Origin of the sequence: Psychrobacter sp. van23A (genome assembly GCF_030845275.1) — a bacterium.
Lineage (GTDB): Bacteria > Pseudomonadota > Gammaproteobacteria > Pseudomonadales > Moraxellaceae > Psychrobacter > Psychrobacter faecalis.
This window is the reverse complement of sequence record NZ_CP132595.1, coordinates 1,396,034-1,418,244: the sequence shown is the minus strand read 5'-3', so window position 1 is coordinate 1,418,244 and position 22,211 is coordinate 1,396,034. Positions and strand designations below refer to the sequence as shown.

The 22,211-nt window shown below is 43.4% G+C and carries 20 protein-coding genes; 5 read left to right on the top strand and 15 right to left on the bottom strand.

The genetic code is table 11. From position 1 onward, the window contains the following. Positions 1-117: 117 nt before the first annotated feature. Positions 118-531, bottom strand: a complete 414-nt coding sequence (locus RAH45_RS06090) for an organic hydroperoxide resistance protein (RefSeq protein ID WP_191689904.1) — start codon at positions 529-531, stop codon at positions 118-120. A gap of 181 nt (positions 532-712) precedes the next feature. Between RAH45_RS06090 and RAH45_RS06085 the strand changes: the two genes are divergently transcribed. Beyond that, complete coding sequence (locus tag RAH45_RS06085) at positions 713-1,570, top strand: AraC family transcriptional regulator (RefSeq protein ID WP_068405293.1); 858 nt, start codon at positions 713-715, stop codon at positions 1,568-1,570. 61 nt (positions 1,571-1,631) lie between these two features. Here RAH45_RS06085 and RAH45_RS06080 read toward each other — a convergent pair whose 3' ends face one another. Then, positions 1,632-2,252, bottom strand: coding sequence for a class I SAM-dependent methyltransferase (locus RAH45_RS06080; protein ID WP_306495825.1), 621 nt, complete (start codon positions 2,250-2,252; stop codon positions 1,632-1,634). Between the two features lie 253 nt (positions 2,253-2,505). Between RAH45_RS06080 and RAH45_RS06075 the strand changes: the two genes are divergently transcribed. Next, positions 2,506-2,841: a hypothetical protein gene (locus RAH45_RS06075; protein ID WP_068405285.1), complete on the top strand. Its 336-nt coding sequence runs from the start codon at positions 2,506-2,508 to the stop codon at positions 2,839-2,841. Positions 2,842-3,298: 457 nt separating this feature from the next. Next, positions 3,299-4,711: an aspartate ammonia-lyase gene (locus RAH45_RS06070; protein ID WP_068405282.1), complete on the top strand. Its 1,413-nt coding sequence runs from the start codon at positions 3,299-3,301 to the stop codon at positions 4,709-4,711. Between the two features lie 116 nt (positions 4,712-4,827). On the opposite strand, the gene RAH45_RS06065 is transcribed toward RAH45_RS06070, so the two are convergent. The 6 genes from RAH45_RS06065 to RAH45_RS06040 all read right to left on the bottom strand — a co-directional run bounded on the left by RAH45_RS06065 (position 4,828) and on the right by RAH45_RS06040 (position 13,059). Further along, the gene (locus RAH45_RS06065) at positions 4,828-5,196 is read right to left on the bottom strand and encodes a hypothetical protein (RefSeq protein WP_156508500.1); all 369 of its coding nucleotides are present in this window, start codon (positions 5,194-5,196) and stop codon (positions 4,828-4,830) included. 94 nt (positions 5,197-5,290) lie between these two features. Then, positions 5,291-9,613 (bottom strand): ATP-dependent RNA helicase HrpA, encoded by a 4,323-nt coding sequence (gene hrpA, locus RAH45_RS06060; RefSeq protein WP_306495823.1) that lies wholly within the window; start codon positions 9,611-9,613, stop codon positions 5,291-5,293. 100 nt (positions 9,614-9,713) lie between these two features. Beyond that, positions 9,714-10,028 carry a hypothetical protein gene (locus RAH45_RS06055; RefSeq protein WP_068405276.1) on the bottom strand — a complete coding sequence of 105 codons (315 nt, stop codon included), beginning with the start codon at positions 10,026-10,028 and terminating at the stop codon, positions 9,714-9,716. Between the two features lies 1 nt (position 10,029). After that, the gene (locus tag RAH45_RS06050; RefSeq protein WP_068405273.1) at positions 10,030-10,638 is read right to left on the bottom strand and encodes a DUF1543 domain-containing protein; all 609 of its coding nucleotides are present in this window, start codon (positions 10,636-10,638) and stop codon (positions 10,030-10,032) included. A gap of 90 nt (positions 10,639-10,728) precedes the next feature. Then, positions 10,729-11,517: a metallophosphoesterase family protein gene (locus RAH45_RS06045; RefSeq protein WP_068405271.1), complete on the bottom strand. Its 789-nt coding sequence runs from the start codon at positions 11,515-11,517 to the stop codon at positions 10,729-10,731. Between the two features lie 120 nt (positions 11,518-11,637). Next, positions 11,638-13,059, bottom strand: coding sequence for an SLC13 family permease (locus tag RAH45_RS06040; RefSeq protein WP_306495822.1), 1,422 nt, complete (start codon positions 13,057-13,059; stop codon positions 11,638-11,640). 395 nt (positions 13,060-13,454) lie between these two features. Between RAH45_RS06040 and RAH45_RS06035 the strand changes: the two genes are divergently transcribed. Then, complete coding sequence (locus tag RAH45_RS06035) at positions 13,455-13,616, top strand: hypothetical protein (RefSeq protein WP_201590858.1); 162 nt, start codon at positions 13,455-13,457, stop codon at positions 13,614-13,616. A gap of 51 nt (positions 13,617-13,667) precedes the next feature. On the opposite strand, the gene RAH45_RS06030 is transcribed toward RAH45_RS06035, so the two are convergent. Both RAH45_RS06030 and RAH45_RS06025 read right to left on the bottom strand, forming a co-directional pair. Beyond that, a complete protein-coding gene (locus RAH45_RS06030) occupies positions 13,668-14,366 on the bottom strand; it encodes a YoaK family protein (RefSeq protein ID WP_306495821.1) in 699 nt (232 codons plus the stop codon). Positions 14,367-14,475: 109 nt separating this feature from the next. Then, a complete protein-coding gene (locus RAH45_RS06025) occupies positions 14,476-15,282 on the bottom strand; it encodes an enoyl-ACP reductase FabI (protein ID WP_306495819.1) in 807 nt (268 codons plus the stop codon). Between the two features lie 353 nt (positions 15,283-15,635). On the opposite strand from RAH45_RS06025, the gene folE reads away from it, so the two are divergent. Next, the gene (gene folE, locus RAH45_RS06020) at positions 15,636-16,232 is read left to right on the top strand and encodes a GTP cyclohydrolase I FolE (RefSeq protein ID WP_305935288.1); all 597 of its coding nucleotides are present in this window, start codon (positions 15,636-15,638) and stop codon (positions 16,230-16,232) included. A gap of 135 nt (positions 16,233-16,367) precedes the next feature. Here the strand turns inward: folE and RAH45_RS06015 are convergent, their stop codons facing one another. From RAH45_RS06015 to yejB, 5 genes are all read right to left on the bottom strand, one after another. Then, on the bottom strand, positions 16,368-17,678 hold the full coding sequence (locus RAH45_RS06015) for an iron-containing alcohol dehydrogenase (protein ID WP_102077054.1): 1,311 nt from the start codon (positions 17,676-17,678) through the stop codon (positions 16,368-16,370). 284 nt (positions 17,679-17,962) lie between these two features. Next, positions 17,963-18,205 (bottom strand): hypothetical protein, encoded by a 243-nt coding sequence (locus RAH45_RS06010; protein WP_102077053.1) that lies wholly within the window; start codon positions 18,203-18,205, stop codon positions 17,963-17,965. Between the two features lie 34 nt (positions 18,206-18,239). Beyond that, entirely contained in the window at positions 18,240-19,922 is a 1,683-nt protein-coding gene (locus RAH45_RS06005) for an ABC transporter ATP-binding protein (protein WP_373429187.1), read from the bottom strand. Between the two features lie 31 nt (positions 19,923-19,953). Beyond that, positions 19,954-21,036 (bottom strand): ABC transporter permease, encoded by a 1,083-nt coding sequence (locus RAH45_RS06000; protein ID WP_102077051.1) that lies wholly within the window; start codon positions 21,034-21,036, stop codon positions 19,954-19,956. Then, positions 21,036-22,106, bottom strand: a complete 1,071-nt coding sequence (gene yejB, locus RAH45_RS05995) for a microcin C ABC transporter permease YejB (protein WP_068405254.1) — start codon at positions 22,104-22,106, stop codon at positions 21,036-21,038. The genes RAH45_RS06000 and yejB overlap by 1 nt, the downstream gene beginning before the upstream one ends. Positions 22,107-22,211: the final 105 nt, after the last annotated feature.

The following is a 22,211-nucleotide window of genomic DNA, read 5'->3' as shown; positions in this document are numbered from 1 at the left end:
TGCTTGGATACGTTATATATCCAAGCAATTGAAAGTCACGGTATTCTTATACTTGTTTATAGTTATTAGTGTATCTACTCACTCAGGTATCAAAGCCATTGTTTAATAAAATGATATCTAAACCACAGTCACGTGCAAACGCGCATCCACATTACCGCGAGTAGCATTGGAGTACGGGCATACTTGGTGAGCCGCCTCAACAAGGGTTTGCGCTTGTACTTCATCGATACCAGACACCTCAACGTACAAATCGATATCTAAGTTATAGCTGCCATCGGCCTTCATACCAATACCAACTTGGGTCGAGGTCTTTGACGCAGTGATCGGCAGTTTCATGTGCTGCGCCGTCATATTTAAGGCGCTATCAAAACAAGCGGCGTAACCCATGGCAAAAAGCTGTTCTGGATTGACACCTTCTTTATCTTGCTCTTGAAATGACACCAAATCAAAACCTAACGAACCATCATCAAGACCGGTGTGACCAGAACGACCGCCGGTTGCTGTGGCGCGAGTTTTATAAAATATTTTCATTATCTATTCCTTATGTTTTACTTACACAAAATTTGATTCAATCAATCATGAGGCTGCATCAGTCTCAATAAGGCTAGTATAAGACTCAGCGCGACAATCTGTTAGAACACAGCTCCAAACCTCTTGCCCAATCCTACAAAACTCTATAGTATCGAGTAATTGTATAAAATAAGAAAAGCTAATGAATCAATCAACCATTGAGCAACTCCTATCGTTATTACCTAGAAACAAAACCATTGAATCCGCCGTTTCAGGTTTGTTTTTTTACTGTGCTGATAAACCCAGTAAAGCCGTCAGCTATATTCAAGAACCTAGTATCTGCATCGTTTTACAAGGTGCGCGCGAGATTTACTTAGGTGCCGACTGTCAAAGGTTTGACAAAAGTAATCTCATGTTTTGCCCCGTTAATATCCCTTTAAGCATGCATATAAGGCATGCGACGGTAGAGCGTCCGGTTATCGTGCTGTCTATGAAATTAAACCTTGTTATGATTAGTGAGGTTTTAGCAAAAATACCGCCGAAACTACCTAATACTGCAGGTCATTTAGGAATAAAGTGGCAATTGGACAGTACCATCATGGCGGCGTTTGAACGCCTGATACACTTGCTTGATTATCCAAATGATATTGGTTTTCTTGCTCCATTAATTCAGCAGGAGATTTACTATCGCCTGCTTATAGCAGAGCAAGGCAATAAATTGCGCCAACTGGTGGTCAATGGCAGCCATACGCACCGTATTAGCAAAGCTACCGATTGGATAAAGACGCATTTAAATGAGGCAATAGTTATCGAAGAATTGGCCAGTCGCTGCGGGATGAGTGTCTCAGGGTTTCATCATCATTTTAAGGAAATTACTCAGTTAAGCCCGCTTCAATACCAAAAAAGCCTGCGTTTGATGGAAGCAAGACGACTGATCCAAGCAAATGACACTCAAATCGCCCAAATCGCTATGCAAGTCGGTTATGAAAGCCCGAGCCAATTTAGCCGAGAATATAAACGCTTATTTGGCATCAGCCCGAGTGCTGAATTACAGGTCTAGAATTAAGCAGTCAAAATCAAAGAATATAAGTATTATCAAAACTGACAATCACGTTCATAAATTAGCGCCTAAATTCATGCTCATCTGTTTTTTTAGCAATAAACTGTACCACCGCACTCAAACCTTGATGGCGCTTACCTTCAGAAATCATGCGCTGCTTTTCGATACCCGTTATTTCTTCTAACTCTGCCAGCTCAGCACGCAAAACTGCTAACGAACCAAAGCGCTCTTTTTGTGTTGCAGGAGGTCCGCCGACAGCGTCCATGCTTAGCTGCTGCTCGGTATAAGCCTCTAAGATAAACACGCCCTCTGGCTTGAGCGCTGGTGCAATCTGCCCATGAACGTGCTGGCGTATGGCTGGCGGCAGATGCGCCCAGATAGCAACGATACTGTCCCACTGTGCTTGGCCAAACTCATAGTCAGCTAAATCAGCAACTTGAGTGATGATATCAACGCCTCTATCTTGCGCCAGCTTTAAAGCTTTATTTAATCCTACGTTAGACATATCCATGGCGGACACTTCGTACCCTTGTTCTGCTAAAAAAACTGCATTCCTGCCTTCGCCTTCAGCCAAACATAACACCCTGCCACCTAGCGGTATTTTTTGAAAATTTTCTTTTAAAAAGTCATTGGGCTCGGTACCAAAAATATATTCTGCTTCGTCATAGCGCTCGTTCCACATGGTTTTTCCCTTTTTATTGCATTGGTTTTTAATTTTTGCTTAGGCTATTTATTTTCTATTGATAAAATTTTAGGCTTTAATCTCGCAGCTAGTGTGCTATTAGTTAAATAAAGATGGTGATAAAAAACAGTTGACTTAACTTGTATATTCGTAATATAACATATAATAATATATTCAATTATTGGAATATATTAGATATTGATGTGTTATCCATGGATGGTCACATCACCGTCAGATTTAGGGAGGAAGTCACATGATTCGTTTCAGCTACACTCTCAAATGCTGGGCATTAGGTATCAGCTACTATGTAGGCTTTTACTTTATCGTCCTCTCAAGCAATCCTGACTTCGCCAAATATCTCTATATTCTGGCTGTCAGCACCCTACTTTTCCCGATCGCCAAACGCGCTGTCGATGTCATCACCGATTTTATCGCGCCGCACAGCATTATCTTTAATGGTCTATTATCATCATTACTCATTAACATTGTAATTTGGGTTTTAACGCCGTTTATCGTCGCCATGACCCTTATCGCCTTGCTGTTTTATGCGATGGGCGTGGTGACAGAAAATATAAGAGCAAAACCCTAAAGCAAATTTTGGCGCTTATTAAGTGCTTTAAACTAACTATAGTAGAATTACTCTAAAATCGATACAGTGCGACTGGGATGAATTTTTCGTAGCCTCTGTGATAACAGCAAGCAAGGAAAATTTATACCAGTCGCAAAAATCTATAACGTGTCGCTTTTATTTTACACTGACTATATTAAAGTAGAGATAAAATCATATTATCTTTGCTTTGAAGGTGGATTTAATGAGTTTACGGCCTTCTTCAGATAAAAACGTTTAGCGCTTACTATTTATAATATAAAGTTTTTTATTTTATTATGCGTGATGTAATAAATATTCATTGTTAATCCCTACCTAAAAGGCTTATGCTATAAGGTCAACCATATAGACTTACCAATGCAAGGCTACTACTGTCATGTTAACAAATGACGGTATCTTTGCGTCTTAATCAGGGCTTTTTATTGAAAGGATTTATTGCATGACAACTGCTACTCGCCAAGAACATGACCTACTCGGCTATCGTGACGTGCCCGCTGATGCTTACTATGGTATCCAAACCCTACGTGCTTTTGAAAACTTTACTGTCAGTGGAGTGCGCTTAAACCAGTTTTCGACCTTTATTCGTGCCTTTGCCACCGTTAAAAAAGCGGCAGCGATTGCCAATAATAAAGTAGGTGTACTAAATGACACCGTTAAAGACGCTATCGCAGCGGCGTGCGATGATTTAATTGCTGATAAATATCATGATCAGTTTATCGTTGATATGTTCCAAGGCGGTGCAGGTACGTCAACCAATATGAACGCCAACGAAGTGATTGCTAACCGTGCTTTAGAAATCCTAGGCTACGAAAAAGGCGACTATCAGCACGTGCATCCAAATAACGATGTCAACTTGTCACAATCAACCAACGACGCCTACCCTACAGCGATGAATGTGGCGTTAGATGAATACTGTGTCCATCTATTAAGTAAAATGGATATCTTGTATAACAGCCTTAAGAAAAAAAGCGCGGAGCTTGCCGATCAATTAAAAATGGGTCGCACGCATTTGCAAGACGCTGTGCCTATGACCGCGGGTCAAGAGTTCAACGCCTTTGCAACCATGATCAAAAAAGAGATGGATCGTATCGAATCTACTCGTGCGCTGTTTCATGAAATCAATATGGGCGGCACAGCAATTGGTACGGGCTTGAATGCACCAGCGGGCTATTCTGAAGAAGTTGCCAAAACCTTGTCTGATTTGACTGGCAGACCTTATTATATTGCTGAAGATTTGATTGAAGCGACACAAGACACCAGTGCTTATGTGGCTTTGTCTGGCAATTTGCGTCTCTTTGCTGCGCGTTTATCTAAGATTGCCCATGACTTACGTTTGCAGTCTTCGGGTCCGCGAGCTGGTTTGGCGCAATATCGCTTGCCTGAAATGCAGCCTGGTAGCTCCATCATGCCGGGTAAAGTAAACCCTGTGATCCCTGAAGTGGTGAACCAAGCTTGCTTCCATGTCATGGGTATCGACCATACTATCGCTATGGCGTCAGAAAACGGTCAGCTACAGCTCAACGTCTTTGAGCCCGTCATTGCCTTTAACTTGTTTACCGGTATGAGCATGCTGGCTAATATCTGTGAGATGTTTGCCACGCGCTGTATTGATGGTCTGATGATGAACAACGAGGCATGTAGTGTCGAGGTATTCAATAATATCGGTCTGGTCACCGCGCTAAATCCGCACCTTGGTTATGACGCCTCTTCTTTTGTTGCGAGAAGAGCTCAAGAAACTGGCGGCAGTGTTTACGACATCGTATTAGAAGAAAAACTGATGGACAAAGAAACTCTAGATGATATTTTGTCTCCTGCCAATATGGTGTATCCAAAGGTTAGAGTATTGCTATAGTTTATCTATAGTTAAATAAAAAGGCTGGATTAGCGATTGCTAATCCAGCCTTTTTTTATTGATGATAAAGATTGTTTAGAGCAAGAAGGTGCATTCATTCACCCGTGCTATCAAAACTAGGCGCAGATTTCACTGACCGTTATTTGCTTTTGATATTTACCTAAAGGACCATATTTACCGATAGCGCTGATGTTACCAACGACGCAAGTCTCGAAATATTTATAATAGCCTTGTTGATTGATACTTTTTGAATCTTTCATTAATAGCTGCTGTGGATCTGATACGTAGTAAGTGACGCCATTAGAAACCAGTTCATGAACCTCAAAGCTTCTTTTAAACTTACCGCGTAACTGTACTTCTTTTGCCACATCATCGAGTGCGACTGCCTTTATGTCACTATTGCTACTGGCTTGTGTTTCACCACAGCCTGTAATCATAAATATAGTTGATGCAAATCCTAATATTATCAGTCTAAATTTAATCATTATTTTTTATCCTGCTAAAAAAATTACATCAATCTATTGTGTAACGCCCAGAAAAATGTTGTCAATAAATAAGTTCTAAAGCTCAAATTGAGCCTTAATTCACTTTCTCCCACATTTTATTTAGACGCTTCGGTGATACCGCCATGCGGGTTTTCATCGGCTGCGCGAATAGCTGAATGCGATATTCCTCAACCATCCAGCGATATTCGCTAATGGCTTTATCATTGGCACGATTTGCCAGCCGCTCCATATGTTCATCGAGAGCGTAGACACCATCGAGGTCCGCTTCCAGATTATGCTCAAGGCGCTCAAGACGAATCTCTAATGCTTCCAAATAACGCGGATACTGCTGCCAATGGCTATAATCCATGCGATAAACAAAATCAGCCAATTGCAAATCCTCTAGCTGGTCTTCGATATCTTCGATAGACTCGCCAAATATTTCTCTATCAAGCATGAGTAAGCTCTGACGGATACGCTGCCAACGCGTATAGACATTTTTAAGCGTTTTTATGACATCTTGACCCGTTAATAGGAAGTTACCAGCGACGACTTCTAAGGTTTTTTCAAACTCCTCTGGCGTAAAAGGCAATTCTTCCGCAAGGGCTACGGCAATATCATCAGCGCTTTCAGGTAAATCGGCAGTATGATCGAATAGCACATAATGCTCTTCAAGCGCAGCATCCAATGCCGCATCGATGACGATGGTTTTTAGCTTCTCCATATCGCCAAGGGGAGCAAAAGCCAATTTAAATATCTTATCAATCTGACTGGTCAGCTGTTTTTTCTTCGCGCCAAGCTTAGCTTTTATTAAAGTTAAAACCCCGATACGATGCGCCTGCAACGCTGCATTGACATCGGTATATTGGTGAATCGATACCGCCTCGCCCGACGCGTCTGCGACCAAGGCGGCAAACTGTTTCATCACCACGCCTGCACTATGATGGTTTTTGCTAAAGGCGAAATGCTCAGGGAACTCGGTATGTGTGCCTTGCTGCTCATTCACTGCTTGGCGGGTTTCACTAGCATGGCGAATTTGTAGCGTTTGTAGGTCGCGACCTTTTTCGATAATGCGGTTTTTGTCATCGACCACGCAGATTTGCGGCTGTAAATAGCGATCGATGCTAGCAGGATTAAAACTCTCAGGCGTCACCGACATAATGCCGCGACGATTTAAAGCTTGGCACAGCTGCTTTAATAAACCTTGACCACCAGCAGGCTGCAATTCATCAAACAAGCTATCGGCAGTATCAGGAATGGGGACGATTTGACGGCGAATGTCTTTGGGCAATGACTTGAGTAATTGCAATACCAACTCATAGCGCCAACCGGGTACGCCCCACAATAGCTCAATCGCATCAAGCTGCGGTAGCGCTACCAGTGGCACACGAATGGTCACGCCATCATCATCGCTTGACGGATCAAAGACATAACGCAGCGGTAATTTTAAATCACCCAGTTTCCACACTTCTGGAAAATCGCCTGTCGTTGGCGCTTGGCTATTAAGCACGTCATCATCGGTGAAGAATAGATACTTAGTATCAGTTTTTTCCACCTCGGCCCGCCAATCTTCAAACGTTTTACGACTGGCAATATGCTCAGGGATTTTTTTATCATAAAACTGATACAGTGCTTCTTCATCAACCAATAAATCACGGCGACGCAATTTATCTTCGATACGTTCAATATCAGCGATTTTATCCATATTATGCTGTAAAAATGGCGCTTGCCGACCCAAATTACCGGTCACCAAACCATCACGGATAAAGATTTCTCGCGATTCAGCCAAGTTCACTTGCTCATAGTTGGTCAGCTGTTTACTAATAATAATCAGCCCAAATAAACTAATCTGCGCGTAAGCTTTAACACGTCCCGTCTTTTTCGACCAATGCGGCTCAAAGTAGTGATATTTTAACAAGTCGCCTGCCGCTGAGATAATCCATTCAGGCTCAATCTTAGCAACGGTACGCATAAACACTTGCGAGGTTTCCACCACTTCAAAGGCCATGACCCAAGGCGGTACTTGTTTAAACACCGTACTGGCTGGGAAAATCTTGGCTTTTTGCTGGCGCGCGGCTAAGTATTCACCACGATTTTCAGTTTTATGCGCAATCGTAGATAACAGACCCGTTAATAATGCACGATGTAAATTGGCATATTTAACGGCTTTGAGCTCTTCATCTTCAATCGCGGTAGGGTCGCTCGTCACATTATCTAAAGAAGCTTTTTTATTGCTACCTTTATTAGTAGTTTTTGCCTCCTTAACGTCGGTCAGTTTTAGCTCAGTGACCATTTGTACCAGCTGACGATGGGTTTGATTCCACTCGCGCACACGCGGGAAGCTCAAATAGTTTTTCTTGGTAAAATTCTTACGCTGATTACCAGACAGTTTGTTGCCGTCTTCGTCTTTTTCAAACAAGGCTTTCCAGAGACTTAAATAGAATAAAAAGTCGGAGTCATCTTGGCGAAATTCTGCATGCTTTTGATCCGCTTGCTGGCGCTTATTGGCAGGACGCTCGCGCGGATCTTGGACAGCAAGCGCCGCAACCACGATGAGCATTTCGCGAATACAATCAAAATCGCTACCGGCAACCAACATACGTGCCAACCTTGGGTCGATTGGCATACGTGCCATTTTTTGCCCAGTCGGTGTCAGAACCAGATGGTCAAGACCTTTTTTGGGCTTGTTGGTTTGCTTAGCAGAAGAGGCTTCTTTTTTAGAAGTAATCGCGCCCAATTCATCGAGCAATTTATGCCCATCAGTAACTAAGCGGCTATCAGGTGGCTCAATAAAGGCAAAATCATCGACACTGCCTAAGCGCAGGTTGGCCATTTGCAAAATAACGGAGGCAAGATTGGTACGTAAAATTTCAGGTTCAGTGAACTCTGGACGACCAGTAAAGTCCTCCTCGCTATAAAGCCGAATACAAACGCCGGGCGCGACACGACCACAACGCCCTTTACGCTGATTGGCCGCTGCTTGTGAGATGGCTTCAATCGGTAAACGCTGTACGCGTGAGCGATACGAATAACGCGAAATCCGCGCAAATCCTAAGTCAATCACATAGCGAATGCCGGGTACGGTCAGTGCCGTCTCGGCAACGTTGGTGGCGATAACGATACGCCGGCCGCGACCTGACGGCTGAAAGATTCGCTGCTGCTCTTCATAAGTTTGGCGAGCAAACAAGGGCAATACTTCGGTATGTTTTGGCCCATGACGCTCAAGCACCTCTTGGAGCTCACGAATTTCAGCTTCTGTCGCCGCAAATATTAAAATATCTGCTTGATCGGCATGACCTTTGTTTTGTGCATCGCTAAAACATTCTTCGACGGCAGCAACCACCGCGCGAGGCAGATTCTCTTCAAAGTCATCATAGCTGTCATCATCCGAGCTGTTTACTGGCTCATCGGTCAACGGACGATAACGAACTTCCACAGGGTAACTGCGACCTTCGACATTAAAAATCGGCGCAGGCACGTTACGCTTGAGCTTTTTATCATAATGGCTAAAATATTCGCTAAAGCGTCTAGTATCAAGGGTCGCTGAGGTAATAATGACTTTTAAATCAGGGCGCTTGGGCAGCAGTTTTTTTAAATAACCCATAATAAAGTCAATATTTAAGCTACGCTCATGCGCCTCATCAATAATAATAGTATCGTACTTACTTAAAAACCGATCATGCCCCAATTCAGCCAGTAAGATACCATCGGTCATCAGCTTCACGACAGATTGTGCCGACCCTTGCTCATTAAAACGAATCTTAAAGCTGACGGTATTACCGAGCTGCTCGCCCAATTCTTCCGCGATACGGTTTGCTACGCTGCGTGCTGCCAGTCGCCTTGGCTGAGTATGACCTATTTGCCCTGTGATACCGCGACCTGCCAGCATTGCAAGCTTTGGTAATTGCGTCGTCTTACCAGAACCGGTCTCACCTGCCACGATAATCACTTGGTTATCGATAATACCTTGAACCAAGTCATCAGCACGTTGACTCACGGGCAAGTCAAGATTTAACTTGGCTGCTAAATCTTGAGGAATACTATCAATACGCGCTTGCACCGCTTGCTGTGAGCGGGTTTTTATTTTGTCATACTGCGCACGTTTTTTGGTTAGCCCATCCTCTGCTTTATTATCAGAACCCTTCTGATCTCTTTTATTATTAGCCACAGCGGCACGTGCCAGCTCACGCTCTAAACGGCTGAGATAATAGCTATCTTTGGCTAAAACTGGTAAGTTAGTGGCAACCTTCACGTACGAAGATGCGTTATCACTGTTTACCGTGATATTTGAGTCATCATTATTTGGGTTGGCGGCTTTACTTGCTTCATTTTCGTTGGAGCTAAATTCATTAGAGCTTAGGTCGTTGGTTAGGTTTTCAGTAGCAGTTTCTGCGGTATTCTTAGAAGTATTGGGCATATTTACTTAGGCTATTTATTATTTGGAAGTGCTTAGATTATGGGGGTAATTTGGGCGTGATTCAAGATGGTTATAGAAACAGGCTAAAGCAAAAAATTCACTAATTACTGGTATAAATCACCTGCCCCCTAGCTGCAGCTCCCGTAAAGAAGCTATGGAGCTTTTGCAGAGGCAGCATAGGAAAAGGCAGGTGCAACGAAAGTAACAGTCTCTCAAACGCCACCACCTCATCAGCTAACCATTTAGCGACATCAGGCTGGATCTGTGGATTTTCATAAAGATTATCAATTAACCACGTCAGTTGTGGAAAATTGGCATTATTATGAACCTGATAAAGCGTGGTCAATAGCTCATCAGAGATTTGGCTACGCGTTTTGCGAATAACGCCGTTTTTATAGTACATATTTAAAGCCATATTATCCTAACCTCCTTAAATTCTTGATACTCAGATAACCAACGTACTCTTTATCATCAGTATTCGCAAATTCATTGTTATCGTTAGTAATCGGCTTAATTAACAACCGAACATTTGGAATAAGGTCATTGACGTTATAAATATCGTCGATATCTACCTCAAACTTATCATCAATATGCGAGGCGGCATTAAAAGGCGACTCTTTATCTTTATAAGTAAAGGCTTTATAAAATTCGCTCTGTTTTGCTTGCTTAATAGCGTCCGCTTGAGTAGCAGCAACGATAAGCAGCTTATAATGAAACTCCTCGAAACTGCCGCGCTGATAACCCCCTAAATTGATAAAGAATAACTTTAAATCGTTGGTACTCTCTACATCGTTGGTACTCTCTGTTTGGCTACTTGATTCGACCAATTTAATCGCATAATTATCAACTTTGCTAATCGCTCGATACGAGTCAATGTGCCATTTATTTTTAACCTCAGGCCAGTGCTGATTGATATCCTCTATCAGCTCGCTGACTTGGTTGGCCACGCCAAAAAATATATCATGTTGCTCAATCAAACGACCTTTGGGGCGACCACCAAGTTGTACCATAAACAGTGTTAGCATTTTAATCAGTCCTTTTTATATATATAAAAATTATAGTTACCGCAATCAATATTATCAGCTTGATCTAAAGACACTTTGACTATTCTCCAGTTACAATACTCGCCCTGTCCTTAATTCAAACGCCCAATCTTCACGACCATTTGCTAAAGCCAATTTAGCTGCTGCTTCATAATCGTAAGGCACTCTAATATGCTCAGTTTGCCACTGCTTACCTTTTTTATTTTCAACACATTTAATAAGAGCGTAACTGGCATGGGGCGAATAAGTCTGCATTTTATGCACGATTGGTAAATCATCTTTATAGGCGGGATAGCCAACGCTACCTGTATTAACAACAATTTGTCCTGTCGATAGCATGACTGTACGCGGAATATGAGTATGGCCACATACGATAACTGAACTGTCGATACCCTTGAGCAATGCTAAAATATCTGTGTTATTACGTAGCGTCGGCTGCCCTGTTTCTATATTTTCCAATAGATATATCATGTCGTCCGCTGGCGACCCATGACACAGATATATATCGTCATTCAAATGATAATCAAAAGGCAAGTTCTGCATCCATCTTATCGCCATTTTAGGCAAATCTTTTGTAATGAAAGTCAGCGTAGAATTGCTTTTCATCTCTATTGTCGTAGCTTCATAAATCTGTCTATCTTGATTACCCCGAATAGTAATAATATCGTCTTGATATTTCGTTAAAAGCTCATACGTGGCTTTAGGCGCAATCGGTCCATATAGAATATCTCCGAGATTAACAATTTGGTCAATATCTCGATGTCTGATATCAGCAAGCACAGCTTCAAGCGCAAAGACATTACTGTGAATGTCTGAGATAGCTGCAATAGTATTGAATTGCTTATTACTAGAATACTCCATCCTTTTTTTCTTCCTCGCAAATCACTCCGTTATACACAGACTAACAATAAAAGGAAATAAAAAACCCGACATTTAAGTAAATATCGGGCTTTAGGGATTATGATGAACTTAATTGCTAGGCTATATTAAGAAAAAATACGCCCACAACCCGACGACTAGGGTAGCAAGAATATTAAGAATAACACCAACACGTATCATCTCGTTTTGCTTAATCAGCCCCGTACCAAAGACAATCGCATTCGGCGGCGTGGCAACCGGTAACATAAAGGCACATGAGGCGCCAATACCGATGACCAAGACGAGCACTTCATGTGGCAGTCCCATTTGCTCAGCAATAGCAGCAAACACTGGTACTAACAAAGCAGCAGAAGCCGTATTAGAAGCAAACTCCGTCAAGAAGATAATAAATGCCGATACGGCAATCATGACGATAATAAGCGGTGCTGAAGACAGCGCATTGGCAACCGTTTCGCCCAGTACCAAAGACGCACCTGATACTTTCAAAATCGTCGATAGCGCGATACCGCCACCGAACAGCATGAGTACGCCCCAATCGGTATTATCAGACACTTGCTTCCATGACACCAAACCCAAGCTCACTACAGCAGCAGCAGCGGATAAGGCAATTACGGCATCAGTATCCGTGATATCTAATGCAGCGCCGATTTTTTTGGAAAAGATCCAGCTAAGGGCGGTAATGATAAAGACGATAATTGTCACTATGCGCGGTTTATTCCAAGCAATAGGCTCGTCTTCAAGCAGTACAATCTTACGATTTAGATTTGGTTTTAAATACACATACATGGCACCCAGTAACAATGGCAAGAGCACCAACATCATCGGTATACCAAACTTCATCCAGTCTACAAACGCAATATCAAGCGCCTTTGCGGCAATAGCGTTTGGCGGCGAACCAACAATCGTACCCAGACCACCAAGACTCGCTGAATAAGCAATACCCAGTAATACGAAAACAAAGGTGCCACGGTCTTTTTCACGGTCAACTTGGGTCAAAATACCGAGTACTAGTGGCAACATCATCGCCGCGGTCGCAGTATTCGATATCCACATCGACAAAAACGCTGTCACACCAAATATCAAAAATACTGCCGTGCTGAGCTTACCGCCTGACATCGATAAAATCTTCAACGCAATTTTTTTATCCAGTTGCTGTACATGTAGTGCCGCTGCCAAAGCAAAACCACCAAAGAATAAATAAATCGTCGGATTGGCAAAGCTTTGTAAGCCAATCTCCGCATCAAACTCTGGAATGCCAATCAACGCACCAACGACGACGACCAAAAGCGCCGTAATCGTAACGTGCACCGCCTCTGTCAGCCACAGTACCCCGATGAAAAACAACATCGCCAGGCCTTTATTTGCATTGATATCAAACGGCAAAACGTTATAGATAATCATACTGATAACCGCCGCAATAGCGACCACTATCAACCCTTTACCTGTACCTTTTGGAAAAGTATCGGTAAATAAATACTCGTTGCCATCATCAGGAAGATGGCTATCTAGTTTTTGCTCTGACATAAAATGTCCTTATTTTCCCCAAAGACAGTGTAAAAAACCTAAAACAAAAGCGTACTTTGGCGATATACCCTTCATCAATCGGTAACCGCAAAAAATACGCCGTCATCATAGCAGATATATAACAAAAAACTGATTTAAGAGTGCTGCTGATAATTTTGCAATAAATGTGGTTATAGAAAAATTAAGCAGTAATCCTTGTGATGTATGGTTACACATCGTCACTAAACAAGCGTACACCGTGTATGTACAAGCGTACAGTGCTATCTCATACTAAATAAGTTAATTAAAGCTAAAAGCCGATAAATTTACCCATTATATTTTTAAAATTTTTATTGGACTTTATTGGACTTTATTGGACTTTATTGGACATTAATAAAAACAAACAGGAGTATGCTATGCCAAATTCAAATAAAACCGATGCGACCACAAAAATGGCGCCAAAAGATATCAATCAAGATGGCTTGGATAAAAAAGATCAGCAGCGTACCGACGACTCCGCATTAGATATGATGCAAGGGTTACATGAACATGAAGATCACGAAGAAGACGATAAGTAGTTTGTCTCGTTAAGCTTATTTGAATTAAAAAATTAAAATAAAAAGCGCTCATCAAGCAGATGGGCGCTTTTTTTGTCTAGGCTGTCTTTTTTCTGGCAAACGGTCTGACATATAGTTATAGAAAAAAGCTGCACTCAAAACAATGCTAATAGGGACAAATAACGCGCCATAGCCAACTTTGGCATATAAAAACGCCCCGACTGCGCCGCCACCGCAAAAGCAGTACCAAATAATCGCTTGAAAGCCCAATGTAGGCTTACTAATACGCCGTCCCGCCAGCCAGTTACCGATGGCAGCGCCCATATCAGAGGTCAGACCGGTCAAATGGGTGGTACGAATAACCGCGCCGCTATAGGTAGCGACCATCGCATTCTGTAAGCCGCACGCCATCGCCGCTGCCAATTGTCCTAAGTAATCATGCTGCTGATATAACCAATAGCTAATCAATAATAGCGCCGCTTCTATATACAGCGCACTGCCGTAACGCCGACCCAGCTTTAATGATCGTTGCCCAATCACAAAACCGCTTAATATTGCCCCAGCCAAAAAAGACAGCAGCAAAGCACCGATACATAAAATACTGCGACCGTCTAAATGCGCAATCGCCGCTGAAAACAGGCTGACGTTTCCGGTCACATGCGAGACGGATAAATTGGTAAAGCCCATTAATGCGGCGGTATTGACGCAGCCTGCGCTAAATGCCAGTACAGCGCCGCCCCACAATATCCATTTTGGTAATCTGGTTATCATATTCGTTGCCTAATGGCCCAACACCAAAAAGCCCTTATTATAACCAAAAAAGACAGCCAATTGGCCGTCTTCTCTACTGCTTAACTCATATTAACTTTGCTTACAAACATTATTTTGTCTCATCAAGCATCATTAATTGCTCGCTGATGGCAACGGTATTAAAACCTGCATCCACAAACATAATCTCACCGGTGATACCAGATGCCCACGGTGATAGTAAAAATAGCGCCGCATTACCGACTTCGGTCTGGGTAATATTACGCTGTAACGGGGCGATTTTTTCACTGATATCGAGCATTTTACGGAACGATTTGATGCCGCTTGCCGCAAGGGTACGAATAGGACCAGCAGAAATCGCGTTGACACGAATACCTTCACCGCCCATCGAGGTAGCAAGGTAGCGCACACTGGCCTCTAAACTGGCTTTTGCCATGCCCATGACGTTGTAATTTGGCAATACGGAAATACTGCCTTCATAGGTCAAGGTCAGCATAGAACCATGACGCATGGCTAGCAGCGCGCGTGCTTCTTTGGCCAAGGCCACAAAGCTATAGCTTGAGATATCATGAGCAATTTGGCTGCCTTCACGGGTAGTGGCATTGACGAAATCGCCATCTAACTGGTCCATCGGCGCAAAGCCAATCGCGTGGACAACACCATCAATACCATCGCCCCAATGCGCGGTCACTTGCTCAAAACATGCCGCAATCGACGCATCCGATGCCACATCACACTCAAGTACCAAGTCCGCTTCAAAGGCTTCGGCGGCCATATCGACCCGTTTTTTAATTTTGTCATTGGGATAAGTCAAAATTAACGACGCGCCTTCACGGTGCAGCGCTTCAGCGATTGCCCAAGCGATAGAAAGTTTGCTTGCGATGCCGGTGACGACAAAGCGTTGTCCTTGTAGTAGCATAATAGTTCCCTGTAAATCGATTTAAATAAGAGATTATTTTTAATAGCTCGCTCATAAATAGCGAGGAAAAGTACCAATGAAAAGATGACTTATTATACACGAATTGATTTAAGTAAACAGTCGTATACTGTATTTACTTACATGCTATAAACGCTTAATCTCCTTTCATAGTAACCGCTAATATGGTTAAAAAGATTATCTACTGAGCATAGCAGTATGAAGTTAAGCTGTTTTCAAGTATAATCACAGCCCTCCCAGCTTGCACAATTTTTATAAAAATCCTTTACAACCATTGTTTGTAAACCAGGATTTAGCGTTAAGCTACACCCACATTTTGGATGGCTGCCAAACTTATGAGCAATACCCCAACAATAGCAACAGATTTTCAAGAAAGTGTTGAATCCTATCGCCAGCTAATTACTTCAACTGGCGAAGACTTAGAGCGTCCTGGCTTACAAGACACCCCGATACGCGCGGCAAAAGCGTTTGCGCATTTGACGAAAGGCTATCATCAAAGCTTGGAAGAAGTGGTCAATGGCGCGGTATTTCCATCGACCAATCGTGAATTGGTCTTGGTGCAAAACATTGAATTTTATTCATTATGTGAGCATCATATGTTGCCATTTCATGGCGTCGCGCACATCGGCTATCTGCCGAATGGTCAAGTATTAGGGCTATCAAAATTCGCCCGTATCGTTGATATGTTTGCTCGTCGCTTGCAAATTCAAGAGAATTTGAGCGAACAAGTGGCACAAACGATTATGGATGTAACAGGTTGCCGCGGTGTGGCAGTGGTTATGGATGCAGCGCACATGTGCATGATGATGCGCGGCGTTAACAAGCAGCATTCAACCACGCGCAGTACAGCGATGCTGGGCGAGTATGTACACGACAATCAAGCCCGTAATGAGTTTTTAGATGCGGTGCCAAAGCGTAAACCTGCGTTTTAATATCGTTTAAAATAAAACCAGTGCTAGTTATAAGCAACAGAGAAGTAAAGAAAAAGAGCACATTGTTGATATCGCAATGTGCTCTTTTTTATTTTTAGAGATTGATCATCGGACTTATTAAGTAGCTTAAATAACTTAAGCAACCTTATCAGTTTTTGCATCACGACTGGCGTGCTCATCACTGGCTTGCTTAATCTTGGTTAAAATATCCTTAATCTCAGCAGCAGATAGATAAGTCGGCACCGCATAAGTATCGCTGACTTCTTTTGCCGCGGCTTTGGCAATATCATTAAAATCACTGCTTTGCATATTTTTAACGGTTGGATCGATATTTAAGGTAGCAATCAGCTCGCGTACTTGTGCGATGAGACTATCGGCAATATCGCTATCACTCTTGCCAGCTTGACCCGATTTGACCATACCAGTCTTGCGAGCTAACTCTGCCAATCTTTTTTTGCTGCCTTTGCGATTGACGTCAAGCACATATGGTAAGACGATGGCATTGGCACGACCGTGGGGGATACTATAGTGCGCCCCCAACTGGTGAGCGATAGCATGAACGTAACCTAGACCGGCTTTATTAAAGGCGATACCGCCGTAATGAGCGGCGATACCCATCTCTTCACGTGCTTTCAAGTTGCCGCCATCTTTATAAACCAGTGGTAGGTTTTGCATTACAGTTTTAACTGCAGAAGCCGCATAATAATCGGTCTCGACGCTAGCATTGGCACTCATCCACGCTTCTAAAGCATGGGTTAAGACATCGATACCGGTATCTGCTGTGATATGCGCCGGCATGCCTTTCATAATAATCGGATCGATAGCCGCTGCTAATGGCACCATTCTTGGGTCGATAGATAGGGCTTTTTGATGCGTTTTGTCATCTGACACCACCGCACCCAACGTCGCTTCTGAACCGGTGCCAGCTGTGGTTGGAATACAATAAAGCGGAACCGAAGGTTTTCTGGCTTTCAAGATACCGATAAGCTGTTTTGGCTTGCAGTTATTGCCTTGTGACATGGCAATCATTTTAGCCGCATCAATAACCGAGCCGCCACCGATGGCAATAATTGAGTCGCACTTAGCGTCGACAGACTTGCGCAATCCCTCTTCGACGACTTTAAAAGTAGGATCTGGGGTAATGCCGTCGTAGATTTTATAGCTGATATTTTTGCTATCTAGATAATCTGTGACTTTAGCAGGGATACCAAGTTTGTTTAATACCGCGTCCGTAACGATAAAAACATTGGTATTGCCTTCATTGATGAGCATGTCACACAAATCTTCACACGAGGTCTCACCGACAAACAACATCGGTCTTCTGACTGGCACTACGTAAGAAAAGGCTTTTAGTACTTTGGCACGCGTCTTAGCAACCGCCAAATAACCAGCGTGTTGTAAGCCTGTACTACTGACCAATTTAGAAATAGTATTTTGTTTTTTCATAGGTATAAAAATCCTTTTTAATAATGCTAATACTAGCAACAACGACAACTTAAAGCAGTGATTCATCACCGCAGTCAAAATAAAAAATGCTGTCAAAACAAAAGCACGGTGAATAAAAATACTGCATCAGCGTCTACATAAAGCAGACTACTGTTTAAACTTATTGTACCACCGCCATTTTTAGGATGTCATGATTATTATGAACTGCGATGTTCTGGTTATTTAGCGTCGCATCTTTACTTATACAAAGAAAATCAGCCATCAACTTGCTTCTTTACGAAAACTTAAAATAGTCTCAGTAGCGACTTGTTGTAGGTTCGTTCAGGCTTTTTACCCACGCGCTTTTCTCCCCAACTAGGATCCCCATCATATTCAATCAATTCGACAAATTCTCTAGGTAGATTTACAGAAACGCCACCAAGATCGCCAATGGCATATTTTTCTTCTGTATTAGCTACGGTTGAACTATCCGAACAACCACTAAGCGATAGAGCGCTAGATAAAAGCATCAAGCATAATTTTCTCATGATTTTTACTTATAATAATTGATAGCGTTTATTGTTATAAGGAACTCGCCTGCAACAGCTGCTGCGCGTACGGGTGCTGTGGATTATTAAACACATCTTCGCTAGGGCCCGACTCAATACACACGCCGTCTTTTATCACCATCATATGCTGGCATAAGGCGCGGACTACTTTTAAATCGTGGCTGATAAACACATAGCTGACTTGCAATTTTGCTTGAATTTCCCGTAGCAAGTTGACCACCGTAACCTGCGTGGTGCTATCAAGCGCCGACGTTGGCTCATCTAATATCAATAAACTTGGCTGCATAATAAGGGCACGCGCAAGGGCGACGCGCTGACGCTGACCGCCCGATAACTCATGCGGATAACGCTGCGCAAACTCCGCTGGTAGATGCACAGTCGCCAAACTATCCATCACTGCTTGCTGGCGTTCTGCTTTATTGACACCTTGTACTAACAGCCCTTCTTCGACGATTTGCATGACCGTCATACGTGGATCGATACTGGCAAAGGGGTCTTGAAACACCATTTGAATTTGCGCGCGCAAGGTGCGCAAATGACGTTTGGACAATGCCGTCATGTCCTGTCCATTGACCATTATCTGACCACTGACACGCGCTTGATTGCTGAGTAATTGGCTTAGCGCAAGGGCAATGGTGGTTTTACCAGAGCCTGACTCACCAACGATACCCAACGCCTGCCCTTTCTGCAGGGTCATATCGACATCTTTTACCGCATCAAACCAACGTTTGGTGCCGCCAAACAAGCTTTTTTCAATAGGAAATTTTACTTGTAGGTTACTGACTTGCAATACGGTTGGTAACTGACTTTCATCATCCAATAAACTGAGTGCTTGCCCGAAATCTTGCTTGATAAGCGAGCGGGTATAGTCCGCTTTAGGCTGGCTAAATACTGCTGCCGTTTGCCCTTGCTCAATCGTGTGTCCTTGGCGCATGACGATGACGTCATCGCTATAGCGCCTGACCAGATTGAGATCATGGCTGATTAATATCATTGCCATATTATGCTGACACTTAAGGTTATCTAACAGGGTTAGAATCTCATGTTGCAAGGTCACATCAAGCGCGGTCGTCGGTTCATCAGCGATTAAAACATCAGGCTGCTGCGCCAATGCCATGGCAATCATGACCCGTTGGCGTTGACCGCCTGATAACTCATGTGGATAGCGATTTAGCTTATCAGCAGGGTCGTTGATATTGACATCGTTTAATAAAGCGATACTTTTTTCGCGCCACTGTTTTTTGGGGGCGCCGCTGATACGCAAGGATTCTGCAATTTGTTTGCCGACCGTATGTAGTGGGTTTAGCGCCGTCATCGGCTCTTGAAACACCATACCGATACGCTGCCCACGAATAGAGCGCAGCGCCACATTTCGCCCTTTGTCATTGGTAATTGGCAGCGCCCTCATGTCTTTGGCGTTTGCTAGCTGCACTTCACCGCTAACCGTCAAACTGTCCGGTAGCAAGCCTAATAGCGCAAGACTGGCAATCGACTTACCAGAGCCCGACTCGCCTACTATCGCTAATGTCTGCCCTTGCCGTAGCTCGTACGATAGCTTATCGACCAGAACCATGCCTGCGTCCGTGACGATGCTAAGTTTATCTACGCTCAGCATGAGCTTATTTTGGCTATTGCTATGACTATCATTTGAATGGGCATTTTGCTCATTAGCACTTTGCTCAGTAGTGGTCGTCATATTAGCGGTTATTATTTTATCAGTTGTCATATCACGAGCGCCTCGGATCAAAGGCATCACGTAGCGCTTCGCCAACGAAGATGAGCAAGGATAAAATAAAAGTTAAGCTAAAGAACCCTGATAGCGCGAGCCAAGGGGCATCGAGGTTGTTTTTCCCTTGTACCATCAGCTCACCAAGCGACGGTGAACCAGGTGGCAGACCATATCCTAAAAAGTCTAACGCTGTTAACGCGATAATATTAGCGGTTAGAATAAATGGCAGTTGTGACAAGCTTGATGCCAATGCATTAGGTAAGATATGCCTGAGCATGATTTGACTGTCTGACACCCCAAGGTTACGCGCGGCACGAACATAATCAAAATTACGCGCACGCAAAAACTCTGCCCGTACCAAACCGACTAGCCCCATCCAACCGAATAACAACATCATGGCAAATAACATAAATATGCTAGGGCTAAACAAGCTGACCAAAATAATAATCATAAACAGCTGCGGCATCCCGCCCCATACTTCCATAAAGCGCTGCCCGGCTAAATCTACCCAGCCACCGTAATAGCCTTGTATCGCACCAACGATAATGCCAATTAATGCACCCGCAAGCGTCAAGGCGATACCGAACAACAAAGATACCCGCAATCCATAAAGTATCCGCGCCAGCACATCGCGTCCTAAGTCATCGGTACCCAGCCAATTTTGACTATTGGGCGCGGCTGGATATGGAATCCCAAGCTCAACGTTTGGTGTCTGATCGGCAAAGGGAATGAGCGGCATAATATAAAAACCCTGCTCATCAATCAACGCTTGCACTGCAGGGTCTTTGTAATTGGCTTCAGTCTCGAACACCCCACCAAAAGTCGTTTCGGGATAGGCTTTTAGGACGGGGAAATAATAATCACCTTGATACTGCACCAGTAGGGGCTTGTCATTGGCAATGACATTGGCTGCCATACAAATGACAAATATCAGGGCAAAAATAAATAGCGATATTACTCCAAGGCGATTGTGGCGAAAACGGTTTAGGCGTGCCTGCCAAATAGGATTTAGGCGGCGTTTTTTTTCTGGGACAATGGAAGATGTGTTTGAGGGTACAGAAGATAATGGATGACTTGACATTAGCGCCCCTCAAAATCAATACGCGGATCAATTAAGTGATAACTTAAATCACTGATTAACTGTAATAACAGCCCGAGCAAAGTAAAGATAAACAGCGTACCAAATATCACCGGATAATCACGCTGCTGAATGGCTTCGAAACCCAACAACCCCAAACCATCAAGTTTAAAGATAATCTCAATCAAAAAATTACCGGCAAAGAAAATCCCAACGATAGCCGCTGGAATACCGGCGATAATAATCAACATCGCATTACGAAACACATGGCCGTATAACACTTGCCGTTCGCCCAAGCCTTTGGCTCGCGCGGTAAGGACATATTGCTTACCGAGCTCTTCTAAAAAGCTAAACTTGGTCAAGTAAGTCAAGCCAGCAAAGCCGCCAACGGTACTTGCTAGGAGCGGCAATGCCAGATGCCAAAAGTAATCTTTCACTTTACCAAGCGTGCTTAATTGGTCAAAATTTTCGGAAGTTAATCCTTGTAGCGGAAAAATATTCCAATAGCTGCCACCGGCAAAAAACACTAACAGTATGACGGCAAATACGAAAACAGGTATCGCATGGCCGATAGCAAGCAGCATGGCTGTTGCTTTATCAATCCCTGAGCCATGATGCATCGCTTTATAGACACCAAGCGGAATCGCTATCATATAAATCAGCAGCGTACTCCATAGCCCAAGCGAGATTGATACTGGTAATTTTTCAACAATCAAGTCAGTCACCGATTGACCTTTAAAAAACGATGTCCCAAAATCAAGCTTGGCATAATTCCTTAGCATCAGCCAAAAGCGCTCAGGTGCTGACTTATCAAAGCCGTATTGCGCATTAATTGCCGCTACCATTTCCTCAGATAGGCCGCGCGTGCCTTGGTAAGTGCTCTTATTGCCACCGGCACTGCCCGCACCGATATTACCGCTGAGCGCACCGTCTTTTGCACTTTGTTCGATAAGCGCCAGTTGCTGCTCGACAGGGCCGCCCGGCGCCGCTTGGACAATGACAAAGTTCGCCAGCAATATCAAAAATAGCGTCGGTAATATCAGTAACAACCTTTTTAAGATATAACGACCCATAATGACGGCTTCCTAAAACATAGAGATATGACAACTTAGGGTGTGTCCTCATTTTAAAAATGGTCATAAAAATGAGATAAATTGCAGTCAAATGAGGAAAATAGC

Coding starts and splice junctions, on each gene's coding strand:
- RAH45_RS06030 (WP_306495821.1), bottom strand. CDS start 14,366: ATGATAACCAGATTACCAAAATGGATATTGTGGGGCGGCGCTGTACTG.
- RAH45_RS06050 (WP_068405273.1), bottom strand. CDS start 10,638: ATGCTAACACTGTTTATGGTACAACTTGGTGGTCGCCCCAAAGGTCGT.
- RAH45_RS06015 (WP_102077054.1), bottom strand. CDS start 17,678: ATGAAAAAACAAAATACTATTTCTAAATTGGTCAGTAGTACAGGCTTA.
- RAH45_RS06055 (WP_068405276.1), bottom strand. CDS start 10,028: ATGGCTTTAAATATGTACTATAAAAACGGCGTTATTCGCAAAACGCGT.
- RAH45_RS06025 (WP_306495819.1), bottom strand. CDS start 15,282: ATGCTACTACAAGGACAACGCTTTGTCGTCACCGGCATCGCAAGCAAA.
- RAH45_RS06010 (WP_102077053.1), bottom strand. CDS start 18,205: ATGAGAAAATTATGCTTGATGCTTTTATCTAGCGCTCTATCGCTTAGT.
- RAH45_RS06045 (WP_068405271.1), bottom strand. CDS start 11,517: ATGGAGTATTCTAGTAATAAGCAATTCAATACTATTGCAGCTATCTCA.
- folE (WP_305935288.1), top strand. CDS start 15,636: ATGAGCAATACCCCAACAATAGCAACAGATTTTCAAGAAAGTGTTGAA.
- RAH45_RS06090 (WP_191689904.1), bottom strand. CDS start 531: ATGAAAATATTTTATAAAACTCGCGCCACAGCAACCGGCGGTCGTTCT.
- RAH45_RS06000 (WP_102077051.1), bottom strand. CDS start 21,036: ATGTCAAGTCATCCATTATCTTCTGTACCCTCAAACACATCTTCCATT.
- hrpA (WP_306495823.1), bottom strand. CDS start 9,613: ATGCCCAATACTTCTAAGAATACCGCAGAAACTGCTACTGAAAACCTA.
- RAH45_RS06005 (WP_373429187.1), bottom strand. CDS start 19,922: ATGACGACCACTACTGAGCAAAGTGCTAATGAGCAAAATGCCCATTCA.
- RAH45_RS06085 (WP_068405293.1), top strand. CDS start 713: ATGAATCAATCAACCATTGAGCAACTCCTATCGTTATTACCTAGAAAC.
- RAH45_RS06075 (WP_068405285.1), top strand. CDS start 2,506: ATGATTCGTTTCAGCTACACTCTCAAATGCTGGGCATTAGGTATCAGC.
- RAH45_RS06070 (WP_068405282.1), top strand. CDS start 3,299: ATGACAACTGCTACTCGCCAAGAACATGACCTACTCGGCTATCGTGAC.
- RAH45_RS06065 (WP_156508500.1), bottom strand. CDS start 5,196: ATGATTAAATTTAGACTGATAATATTAGGATTTGCATCAACTATATTT.
- RAH45_RS06080 (WP_306495825.1), bottom strand. CDS start 2,252: ATGTGGAACGAGCGCTATGACGAAGCAGAATATATTTTTGGTACCGAG.
- yejB (WP_068405254.1), bottom strand. CDS start 22,106: ATGGGTCGTTATATCTTAAAAAGGTTGTTACTGATATTACCGACGCTA.
- RAH45_RS06040 (WP_306495822.1), bottom strand. CDS start 13,059: ATGTCAGAGCAAAAACTAGATAGCCATCTTCCTGATGATGGCAACGAG.
- RAH45_RS06035 (WP_201590858.1), top strand. CDS start 13,455: ATGCCAAATTCAAATAAAACCGATGCGACCACAAAAATGGCGCCAAAA.